At 36.2% G+C, this 11,917-nt stretch carries 8 protein-coding genes; 3 read left to right on the forward strand and 5 right to left on the reverse strand.

From position 1 onward, the window contains the following. Positions 1 to 103: 103 nt before the first annotated feature. From LNP04_RS10145 to LNP04_RS10155, 3 genes are read left to right on the forward strand one after another with little or no spacing between them, the layout of a single operon-like run. Positions 104 to 1,546 carry a DUF4836 family protein gene (locus tag LNP04_RS10145; protein WP_229982862.1) on the forward strand — a complete coding sequence of 481 codons (1,443 nt, stop codon included), beginning with the start codon at positions 104 to 106 and terminating at the stop codon, positions 1,544 to 1,546. Further along, positions 1,539 to 2,186, forward strand: a complete 648-nt coding sequence (locus LNP04_RS10150) for an ATP-binding cassette domain-containing protein (protein WP_229982863.1) — start codon at positions 1,539 to 1,541, stop codon at positions 2,184 to 2,186. The genes LNP04_RS10145 and LNP04_RS10150 overlap by 8 nt, the downstream gene beginning before the upstream one ends. 5 nt (positions 2,187 to 2,191) lie before the next feature. Next, on the forward strand, positions 2,192 to 3,352 hold the full coding sequence (locus LNP04_RS10155) for an FtsX-like permease family protein (protein WP_229982864.1): 1,161 nt from the start codon (positions 2,192 to 2,194) through the stop codon (positions 3,350 to 3,352). A gap of 55 nt (positions 3,353 to 3,407) precedes the next feature. On the opposite strand, the gene LNP04_RS10160 is transcribed toward LNP04_RS10155, so the two are convergent. From LNP04_RS10160 to LNP04_RS10180, 5 genes are all read right to left on the reverse strand, one after another. Then, positions 3,408 to 3,911: a hypothetical protein gene (locus LNP04_RS10160; protein WP_229982865.1), complete on the reverse strand. Its 504-nt coding sequence runs from the start codon at positions 3,909 to 3,911 to the stop codon at positions 3,408 to 3,410. Positions 3,912 to 4,030: 119 nt separating this feature from the next. Next, complete coding sequence (gene scpA, locus LNP04_RS10165; protein ID WP_229982866.1) at positions 4,031 to 6,157, reverse strand: methylmalonyl-CoA mutase; 2,127 nt, start codon at positions 6,155 to 6,157, stop codon at positions 4,031 to 4,033. 122 nt (positions 6,158 to 6,279) lie between these two features. Further along, entirely contained in the window at positions 6,280 to 8,325 is a 2,046-nt protein-coding gene (locus LNP04_RS10170) for a prolyl oligopeptidase family protein (protein WP_229986290.1), read from the reverse strand. Between the two features lie 159 nt (positions 8,326 to 8,484). Next, the gene (gene prfA, locus LNP04_RS10175; RefSeq protein WP_229982867.1) at positions 8,485 to 9,570 is read right to left on the reverse strand and encodes a peptide chain release factor 1; all 1,086 of its coding nucleotides are present in this window, start codon (positions 9,568 to 9,570) and stop codon (positions 8,485 to 8,487) included. Between the two features lie 181 nt (positions 9,571 to 9,751). Next, complete coding sequence (locus LNP04_RS10180; RefSeq protein WP_229982868.1) at positions 9,752 to 11,821, reverse strand: T9SS type A sorting domain-containing protein; 2,070 nt, start codon at positions 11,819 to 11,821, stop codon at positions 9,752 to 9,754. Positions 11,822 to 11,917: the final 96 nt, after the last annotated feature.

The raw sequence follows: 11,917 nt of genomic DNA on the forward strand, positions 1-11,917 counted from the left end.
TTTTTCTTTTTCTGAAGTTTTTGACTTTAATAACTCTCATTTAAATGAAATTTCATTGTCGTGAATTCCAAATTAGTATATTTGCTTTTTAAACAAAAAAATTATGAGAAAAAATTTAATAAGAAACTTATTCTATGTATTTGCGTTTGCAGTATTATTCTCTTGCAGTTCTGGCAACAACAATGATATACTGACGTATACAACTGACGCTACTCTCGGACTTTCACGTGTAAACCTCAACAAGATTTCGGATAAAATTCCAGTGGAAAAGATTCTAAAAGAAAAGAAAGATCTGAATAACGATGAGAAATTTTTCCTGCAATTGGTCAACAAACCGAAAGAATCTGGGATTGACATCGACCAACCTCTTTATTTTATTGCAGATCCTGGAAAATCGACTTACGATCCAGACATCAAAGCTTTTTTCTGGATTGATGATAAAGCAAAATTCCAGAAAAGTATGTCTGATCTTACAAAAAGTAAAGTAACAATCGACAAAAAAGACTACATCTACGTTGACAGCAAATTAACGGGAAGCATAAAAGGTAAAATAGCTGTTGTGTCTAGCGATTATTCATACAGCAATCCTTACAACTCATATTCATCAGGATCGGAAAATGTTTCTAAACTGAACGAAAAGTATTTTACTGACTTCTGGGGAAGAAAAGGAACAGCTAATTCGGCAATAAAAGATCAGGTAAACAAATCTTTGGTAAGCGATAAAGACATCAGCGGATGGATGAATATTGCATCTGTTGCGAGTTTTGCATCGAAAGGTTATATAGAAACTCTTGCTGTAAATAAGCTAATCAAAGATTCAGGAATTGGTTTTGATTTTAATTTTGACAAAGGAACATCTGAAATGGATACCAAAACGTTTTTCAACAACGACATGAAAAAAATTGTTGAAAAATATTACGATAAAAACAGCATCAACTATGATTTGGTGAAAAACGTTGATCTTGATCAGGCTAAGTCTTTCTCTTTAGGCTTTTTCAGTCTAGACTTTATGAAATATCTGATTAAAGAAGCTGGTTTTGAGGCAACGATCAATCATTATTTAGCATCAACAAACAAGACATTAGAAGATATTACTTCAACATTTACAGGTGATTATGCTTTTGTGGAATTTAAACAACCTACAGATTCTATGGATTATTACCGTTCAAACAATGCTTTTGTACTAGGCTTTAATCCGAAAAATAAAGCTCAGCTTACGACATTTCTACAAGGTCCTTTAGGAGAAGGTAAGAAGTATGTGATTGGTGACAATCAGGTAATTTTCTCCGAAGATAATAAAGCAATTTATCAGTTTAAAGGTAAAAAAGAAAGCAAAAATTCTAAGCTTAATAAAAAGTCCGGAATCACTGCATATTCTTGGTCAGACGGAAAAGATTACAACAGCAATAAAGAAAACAGCTCTGTGAAAATCATTGATGTAGTGAACGAATCTAAAGAAGATAACGGAGATATGGTTTCTAAAACGGTGTTCACTTTGGATAAGAAAGATGAGAATGCACTTTATTATTTAATCATGAATGGATAATATTATTTTAGAAAATATTTCTCCAAAATATTTCACTCCCCGAAACGTCGAACAATCTGAAATCTGGAAGAAAAACATCCGTTTCAGCAAAGGTGACAAACACCTGATTGTAGCGCCTTCCGGGAGTGGAAAATCTACTTTGGCGACGGCTATTTTGGGAACTCATTTTCAGTATGAGGGAAACATCAAATATGACCAGCAAGTTGTAAAAGATTTGCATCTAGAGAAGATTGTCAGCAATAGAAAAAATGGAGTAAGTCTTCTCTTTCAGGATGTTCGTTTGATTAAAGACCTGAACATTTCTGAGAATATTCTGCTTCGTGTTTTTAATGAAGACCGAAAAAAATACATTCCTACCATGAAAGAATATGCGCAAAGGCTGGGAATTGAAAATCTATTGAATAAAAAAGCCGAAAACTGCTCGTACGGTGAGCGTCAAAGAAGTGCCATCGTGAGAAGTCTCATCAATCCTACGAATTTTTTGATTTATGATGAATGTTTCAGTCATTTGGATGTCAACAATAAGCAGATTGCGTTCAATTTAATTGACGAAGTTTCAAAGCAAAGCGGAAGTTCCGTCATCTTTTTTGAGCTGAATAAATTTCCTTTTGAGCATCAATATCAACTTCTTCATCTCTAAATATTATGAAGAAATTTTTTAATTCAATCATCCTTTACGCCGGACTTTTCATTGCCTTTATTTTGGTGTTGTCTTGTCTGCAGCTTTATGAAAATGCCAACAAACTTTTCGGAAGCAAAAGCAGTGAAGGAAATTACTGGCTGACATTGAGCAAAAAAATGACTCCCGACAATATCGGAAGAAAAGAGTTGCTTGGTTTTAACGAAAATGATATTGTCCAACTTAAAAAATGGACTGAAATAAAAAACGTCTACCCGTTTTCTGCCAACGAATTTAAAGCTTCGGCTAACGGCGGTGATTTTATTCCGTTCTACACCGATTTGTATTTCGAAAGTGTCGATTTGAAAGCTATCGATGTTCCTGTAACTGAGGAGGAGTTTAAAGTGAAAGGTGACGAAATTCCTATCATTATTTCAAGGGAATATTTGAATCTTTATAATTACGGATTTGCGCTTAACCAAGGTCTGCCGCAGATTTCTGAAGATTTTGCAAAGAAAATAGAGATCAATCTGAACATTACCGTAAACAAAGAAAACAAAACATATAAAGGAAAACTCATCGGACTTTCAGACAGAATCCATTCGGTTTTGATTCCTAAAAAGTTTTTGGATTCTTTAAATTTAGCTACAAAACCAGAACTTGCCACACAACCAAAGATTTTTAACCGTGTTTTGGTACAGGTGGCAGATTCCGGAGATGAAAAGCTGATTTCTAAAATGAATAAAAACGGCTATGAATCTAATCAGGAAAGTCTGCGTTCTGCGAAGATAAAGTCTAAATTATTTTTAGTTTTAAAAGCTATTGCCGTGCTAGGAATTTTCATTTTTGCATTGTGCCTTTACATTATTGTGAGTTTCATTAAAATTCAGTTTTTAGAAAAACAAGAAGAGGTTTCCATCAAAAACAGTTTGGGATATTCACCAAGGAAAATGGTGAATGACATCAGCAGACGTTTTAGCATTCATTTGGTGATTGTGTTGATTTTAAGTTTGATTCTTATTGCTGCAGGACAGTATTTTGCGTCTACCTCAGCAGTTTCAAACGGATTATTATCTCCATACATCAATCCATTCCTTTGGTCTGTGATCATAATCATTCCTGTATTGGTTTATTTTTTCGTAAAAGAATTGATTTACCACTGGCTGATTAAGTCCTGGAAAATTTAAATAAAAATGACCGTCAAAATTGGCGGTCATTTTCTTTATTGGTTGTGAATATGTTTTAATCTTTCGAACCCAAACCATCCATAGTATCTCCCATACCTTTGCTGGTCGTTGTAGAAGCTCGTTCATTGTCTAAAAAGTAAACATCATGTTTTGCCTTTGCAATGATACCGTTGTAAACATCTTCCGGTAGCCCTGCAGTTTCTTCAGAATCACTCTGATTAACAGAAGGTTTATTATAAATCTTTAACGCTCCAAACTGATCTAATACTTTTTTTGCGTTTTGCGCCTCGGTAAGATTCAAAGTGTAAACTACAACATTGACTTTACCTATACTTTCTTTACTATAGGCGGATAAAATCTCGTTATCATTTACAAAAACATGATCCCAGAAACTTTTTGTTCTTTCGTCATCCTGATAATTATCAACAGATGAATCTGCATCTAATTTAGATGTTGAAACAATAATATCTGCTTCGTTAAATCCCTGATTTTTTAATTCTGCTTTGATTTCCTCTGTGTTTACATCTGCCGGAAATACTGAAATTACTGTATAAGCCATAATATTTTATTTTTTGGTTATGGTCTACACTACAAAAGCTGTGCAAAAAGAAATCAATGAAGCTTTATTAACTTAAATTTAAAATAATCTAAGGTGATTTTAAAAGAAATATTCTCCCTTTAAACTGTTTCATTTAAAAATCTATTCAAAATATCTACTGCACATTTTGGAAGGTTTGTACCAGGACCGAAAATAAAATCTGCTCCGTTCGCATATAAAAATTCATAATCCTGTTGCGGAATTACTCCACCAACGACAATCGTAATATCTTCTGCACCGAGTTTTTTCAGTTCTTCAACGACTTGCGGAACCAAAGTTTTGTGACCAGCAGCCAAAGAAGATACTCCCAAAATATGAATATCATTTTCTACTGCTTGCTTTGCCACTTCTTCCGGAGTCTGGAATAACGGTGCAACATCAACGTCAAATCCCATATCAGCAAAGGCAGTTGCTACTACTTTTGCACCACGGTCATGACCATCCTGTCCCATTTTTGCCACCATAATTCTTGGGCGGCGACCTTCTTCTTCTTCAAATTTTTGGGTAAGCTGAAGTGCCTGACCAAAATATTCGTTTTTACCTGCATTCATAGCGTAAACTCCTTGTATGGTTCTGATGTTGGCTTTATAACGTCCGAAAGTTTCTTCCATGGCATCGCTCATTTCACCCAAAGTAACTCTTCTGCGAGCAGCTTCGATGCACAATTCAAGAAGATTTCCACTTCCAGACTTTGCGCACATACGAATGTCATCTAAAATTTGGCTCACCGCCACGGTGTTTCTGCTTAATTTGATGGTTTCAAGTCTTTCGATTTGTTTTCTACGAACTTCCGTGTTGTCGATATCTAAAATCTCCAATTGCATCTGTTTTAAATTTGATTTAAAAGAGTTGACACCGATGATAAATTCTTCGCCACTATCAATTTTCGCTTGTTTTATTGCGGAAGCCTCTTCAATTCTCATTTTAGGAATGCCGGCTTCAATGGCTTTGGTCATTCCGCCTTCTTTTTCAACCTCATCGATGAACTTCATGGCTTCTTCAATCATCTGCTGAGTTAAAGCTTCTACTAAATTGCTTCCGCCCATTGGATCTACGACGTCACAAATTCCGCTTTCCTGCTGAAGAATAATTTGCGTATTTCTAGCAATTTTCGCCGAATAATCTGTCGGAAGTGCAATCGCTTCATCCAAAGCATTGGTATGTAAAGATTGAGTTCCACCTAAAGCTGAAGATAAAGCTTCTATGGCAGTTCTTGTGATATTATTAAAAGGTTCCTGCTCGGTTAAAGACCAACCAGAAGTCTGAGAATGTGTCCTTAACGCTAAAGATTTTGGATTTTGAGGATTAAATTGTTTCAACAACGTTGCCCAAATATATCTTGCAGCACGCATTTTTGAAATTTCCATGAAATGATTCATCCCGATTGCCCAGAAAAATGAGAGTCTCGGAGCAAAATCATCAACATTCATTCCTGCTTTAATTCCTGTTCTTACATATTCTAAACCGTCTGCTAAAGTATAAGCCATCTCCAAAACCGGAGTTGCTCCTGCTTCCTGCATGTGATACCCTGAAATTGAAATTGAGTTAAATTTCGGAATATTTCTCGAAGTATATTCAAAAATATCCGCAATAATTTTCATGGAAGGTGTCGGTGGATAGATATAGGTATTACGCACCATGAATTCTTTCAAAATATCATTCTGAATGGTTCCTGAAAGCTTATCCTGAGAAACGCCCTGTTCTTCTGCAGCGACAATATAAAAGGAAAGAATCGGCAAAACTGCTCCATTCATCGTCATGGAAACCGAGATTTCATCTAACGGAATTTCATTAAACAAAATTTTCATATCCTCAACAGAATCAATCGCAACACCAGCTTTTCCTACATCACCCACAACTCTTGCATGGTCGGAATCATACCCTCTGTGAGTCGCTAAATCGAATGCAACGGAAAGTCCTTTTTGCCCTGCCGCCAAGTTTCTTCTGTAAAAGGCGTTGGATTCTTCTGCTGTTGAAAATCCTGCGTATTGGCGAACGGTCCAAGGTTTTTGAACATACATCGTTGAGTATGGACCTCGTAAAAAGGGTGTAATTCCTGGAGAAGTCTTAGTAAGAGCATCATCTTTTACGTCTTTTCTTGTGTATGATGATTTTAGTTCTAATCCATCTTTTTCAAATGGGTAGATTTCAGTTTGCTTTTCTGATATTGTAAATTGGGGATTTTTATTTTGAATTTCCCTTCTCATGAGTTCTGATTTAAGATTTTAAAAATAAGCATTTTTGCGATAACAAATCTGTCCTAATTTTCATATAAAAAAAGCGACGTTGCACTGCTGCAAAGTCGCCCTCTAATTCTATATTTTTTTAATTATTTTCCAAGCTTTTTAATCCCCATTTCAAACAAAGCAAACGAAATTAAATCTGCATTTTCACTGATTACCTGATCTGTTGCTCTTCCTGCTCCATGACCAGCGTTTTTCTCTATTCTTACCAAAATTGGGTTTGCACATTTCTGTTTTTCCTGCAATTCTGCACCGAATTTGAATGAATGCGCCGGAACTACTCTGTCGTCATGATCGCTTGTGATAATCATCGTTGAAGGATAGCAAACTCCTGCTTTTACATTATGAACCGGAGAATATGATTTCAGATAATCAAACATTTCTTTGTTGTCTTCGGCAGTTCCGTAATCATAAGACCAACCTGCTCCTGCTGTAAACTTGTTGTATCTCAACATATCTAAAACTCCAACTCCCGGGAAAGCAACTTTAGCCAAATCCGGACGCATGGTCATGGTTGCACCAACCAAAAGTCCACCGTTTGATCTACCAGAAAGTGCCATATATTCTTTTGAAGTGTAGCCTTTGCTTTGTAGGTATTCTCCTGCTGCGATAAAGTCATCGAATACATTTTTCTTTTGCATTTTAGTACCTGCATCGTGCCATTTTTTACCGTATTCACCACCACCACGAATGTTTGGAACTGCATAAATTCCGCCATTCTCCATCCAGATTGCATTTACGACAGAAAAAGATGGTTGTAAACTGATGTTGAAACCACCATAAGAATACAGCATCGTTGGGTTTTTACCGTCGAGCTTTGTTCCTTTTTTATAGTTAATCATCATTGGAACTTTTGTGCCGTCTTTTGATGTGTAAAATACCTGTTCAGAAACATAATCTTCAGGATTGAATTTCACTTTTGGCTTTTGATAAACTTCTGATTTTCCTGTGTCAGCATTGAATTTATAAGTAGTTCCCGGCGTAATATAATTGCTGAAAGAATAATACATTTCTTTCTCTTTTTCTTTACCGCCAAATCCGCCGACATTGCCTTTTCCAGGCAAAGATATTTCTCTGATCAGTTTTCCGGTTTTGTCAAACTGTTTTACTTTATCAATCGCATCAACCATGTAGGTTGCAAAGAAATAACCGCCACCAGAAGAGATTCCTAGTACATTTTCCGTTTCAGGAATAACATCTTTCCACGTTTCAGGAGACGGATTTTGGATGGTTGTTTTTACCAAACGCATATTCGGAGCATCTTTATCTGTAAAAATGAAAAGATTATCGCCTTCTGTATCAACCAAATTTACATTGATATCGAAACCTTTGTTGATTTGAACAAAGTCACCGCCTCTCTTTAAATCTTTAATGTATAATTCATTTCCGTTGGTTGCGTTCGCTGCAGAAATAATTAAATATCTCTGATCCTCAGAAACTCCTGCTCCCAAATATCTCCTCGGAGTTTTATCTCCACCGAAAATTAATTGATCTGCAGATTGTTTTGTGCCTAATTTGTGAAAAAACACTTTATGTTTATCAGTCATCCCGGAAAGTACAGTTCCTTCTTTTGGTTTGTCGTAACTTGAATAGTAGAAACCTTCATCGCCTTGCCAGGAAATTCCGCTGAATTTTACATCAACGATGGTTTCATCGATTTGCTTTTTGGTAATGGCATCGATGATGATGATTTTATTCCAATCACTTCCGCCTTCTGAAATTGCGTATGCCGCTAAATTTCCTTTTTTATTGAAAGACAAACTTGAGAGCGAAGTTGTTCCTTTTTCTGAAAATTTATTTGGGTCTAAAAATACTTCTGTTGTCTTAGTTTTGTTATCGGTTCTGTACAATACAGATTGCGCCTGAAGTCCGTTATTTTTGTAATAATACGTGTAATCTCCTTCCTTGAACGGTGCACCAATTTTTTCGTAATTCCAAATGTCTGTTAATTGCTTTTTAATTTGCTCTCTGAAAGGAATTTTTGATAAATAATTCTGACTGTAAGCAACTTCTTCATCTACCCATTTCTTAGTAGGTTCAGAGTCATTTTCTAAATCTCTGTACGGATCTGCCACAGCAGTTCCAAAATAAGTATCTGTTTGATTTCCTTTTATTGCTTTAGGATAATTCATTTTCTGAGAATAAAAAGTTGCTGAAAACAAAACTCCAGCCGTTAATAAGATAGGTTTAAGATTCATTGTGAATGATTTTCTCAAATTTAAGGAAAGTTGTGGGAATAAAAAAAGCTTCCGATTTTTCAGAAGCTTTTTAAATATTTTAAAAAGAAAAAATTAATAATTTTCCTCTTCACCTTTCATTTTCTCAGCATTTTCTGCCATTATTACGGCATCGATCATTTCTCCTATGTCACCATTCATATAAGCATCAAGGTTGTACATCGATTTGTTGATTCTGTGGTCTGTAACTCTACCCTGCGGATAGTTATAGGTTTTGATTTTCGCTGAACGATCACCGGTAGAAACCATCGATTTACGCTGTGCTGCGATATCTCCGACAGATTTCTGAACTTCAATATCATATAATTTGGTACGAAGCATTTCCATTGCCAATTCTCTGTTGGCCAACTGAGAACGAGCCTGCTGACAAACAACCACCATTCCTGAAGGTTTGTGCGTCAACTGTACTTTGGTTTCAACCTTGTTTACGTTTTGTCCACCCGCTCCACCTGAACGTGAAGTCTGCATTTCGATATCAGCCGGATTTAATTCAAAATCGATTTCTTCAGCTTCCGGTAAAACAGCAACGGTAATTGCAGAAGTATGTACTCTACCTTGAGATTCTGTTTCAGGAACACGCTGCACACGGTGAACGCCGGATTCAAATTTCATGATTCCGTAAACGCCATCACCTTCTATTTTTAAAATCAGTTCTTTATATCCTTTTGCAGCCTCACTAGAATCTGTTATTTCGTGCTTCCAGCCTTTAGTTTTAAAAAACATGGCATAAGCTCTGTAGACATCCTCCACAAAAATTGCTGCTTCATCGCCACCTGTTCCGGCACGAAGTTCTACAATTACGTTTTTATCGTCGGTTGGATCTTTAGGAATCAAAAGCACTTTTAATTCTTCTTCCAAACCGGGAAGTTTCCCCTGAGCTTCTACTTTTTCTTCTTTAGCCATATCGACCAAGTCTCTGTCTGAACCATCTGCGATGATTTCTTCAGATTCTGCAATATTATCTAAAGCACTTTTATATTGGTTGTAAACATGTACAATTTTTCCTAAATCGCTGTATTCTTTGTTTAATGAAGAATATTTTTTCTGATCCGAAATTACGTCTGGCTGTATAATAAGGTCTGCTACCTCATTATATCTTTGTTTTATCGCTTCTAATTTTGGAATTAATGACTTAGACATATTAAAAATTTAGTTTGCAAAGATACGGAATTGGGAGCTAAGAAAAAAGCCGATTTACTTGAGTCTTATGATGTTCTATATTTTTAAATTAAAAACAAAAGCCTATGCAAAATACATAAGCTTTCTCTGTAAAATAAAATTAAAAAATTTAAAGGTTTTGGATTTGGTGTATGTTGATTTTTTAGTTTTTAATAATTTTTTTTGAAATTTTCTGTCCGTTTTTCAAAGCTAATTCTACAATATAAACTCCGCTTGGAAGACCGTTCATATTGATTTGGTAATTGTTAAACTGTACATTCATTCGTTGGCCAACGACATTTGTTACGTTTACGTTTTGAATTTCTGAATCAACTTTTACATTAAGAATTCCGTTGGTTGGGTTAGGGTAAACACCTATAGTAATTTTTCTTATATCTGAAGTACTAAGTCCTGATGTATCTTTTATACATCTTACTGAAGCTCCCTGACCTCTGGAAGCTCCAGACGACGGATTTGCCGACGAAGTTCCTACGTAAAGAAACCTCCCTCCGGAATTAGAAGTATCAGAACTCCAGAAATATCCTCTTTGCCCTACAAAATCGAACGTTCCATTTGTAAAAGAACGGTTTCCTCCTGCCGGTAATTTTAATTTGCTACTATACGCCATTGCAGGATTAGATATCCCTTCTGCATTTACAGCCATAGTCCATTCTGCCTGAGATGGCATTTTCCATCCCTGGCCAATTGCTTTACAAGGGTCAGCACCGTTCGAAGATGATACCGCTGAAGCATTTGCTGCAGTCCATTGATCACTTAATGCATTGGTACTCCACCATCTTTCAGAAGCGGATGAGCCTATAATAAAAGATCCTGATCCGTTCAGTCCATCCGGAGAATTGGTTGACGGAATTGTAGCCGTAGCAGAGTTTCTCAACTGATGACCATCGTCCCATCTCCCCCATTGGAAAAGATCTCCGTAAGAATTTTCATCTGCCTGTGATGTTGCCACCTGAGCGCTTCCTAAATTCTGTTGTAACCAGATTTTACCGTCCGCTCCACGTACTGTAGTGTAAACAACTGATTGCCCTCTGTAATTAAAAGTTACACATCCTGTGTCTCCGGGATTGTTTCCGGGATCTGCATTATTACATGTTATTGAAGTTGACGGCAATGCAATTCTCTTAACTTTCACACCATTTTGTGAATAAGTAAGAACTAATGAATTATTGACTGCATCATATTGCAAATCATTATATACAGCAGTACCATCAGATACAAAATCACCGCCGAAAGTTACCCATGTATTTGTTGCTGTATCAAGAGTATAAACCGTATTTTTTCCATTGTTCACAGCCCATCCGCTTGCAACAGCGTAAAGTTTTCCGGCTGGAGTTACTGCGATTGATACATTATAAAGATTATCAGAAATTCCAAAATCGGCATTTCCAACGTTAACCCAATTTGTTCCATCAAACTTTTTCACATTCAGACGTCTGTTATTGGATGGTGCTGAAGAATAAATAACATAAATCGTGTTATCTGTTCCCAATGTAAAATCTGCAGTTGAATTGACCCCTTCCGTAAACGTACTTCCTACACTTGCTCCTCCAACCAACGACCATAGATCTGATGCATTTGCTGTTGCAGAGTTTTCAAACACTTTAACACCTGAAGAAATTCCGCAGACATATACTTTGCCATTAGTTCCTACGAGCATTTCTGAGAACGATGGTGTCCCGAAACCGTTGGCACCAACCTGTTCCCAAGCATTATTAACGTAACGTTTTACAGATCCTGATTCTGCATTGGAGTACACAAAAAGAGTATTGTTTTGAGATACAGCAGAAGCCTGATGATTAATGGTAGCGGTAAAAGGTTTTGCATAAGAAGCCCATGCACTTCCATCAAATTTTCTCACTTCCATGCCTGAATTGGGATATCCGTCCTGATTGGTATAAAATACATTTCCTAAGTTATCTAATGATAAAGAGTTAAATGTTGCCGATCCTGTTGTGATACCTGCTGTGCCTCCAAGATAAGACCACGAAGTTCCATTAAATTTCTGTACCGATCCTTTAGTAACAGAAACATCATAATAGGAAACATAATAATTTCCCTGTGCATCAATTGCCAGATTATTATAACTGCTCGCACCTGCAGAAATTGTGGCAGAACCTACATCTTCCCACTGTTGTGCATACGCCAGACCTCCTGTAATAAAAAGCAATCCTAAACCCACTTTTGATATTTTACAATATAAATTTTTAAACATGATCAATCTTATTTTTATTTATTCTAAATTTAATTTAATTTTGCGCAAAATTACATTTCACACTTGGGGCAGACTTATCATTTTCAAATTACTTGT

This window comes from Chryseobacterium sp. C-71 (assembly GCF_020911865.1).
GTDB lineage: Bacteria > Bacteroidota > Bacteroidia > Flavobacteriales > Weeksellaceae > Chryseobacterium.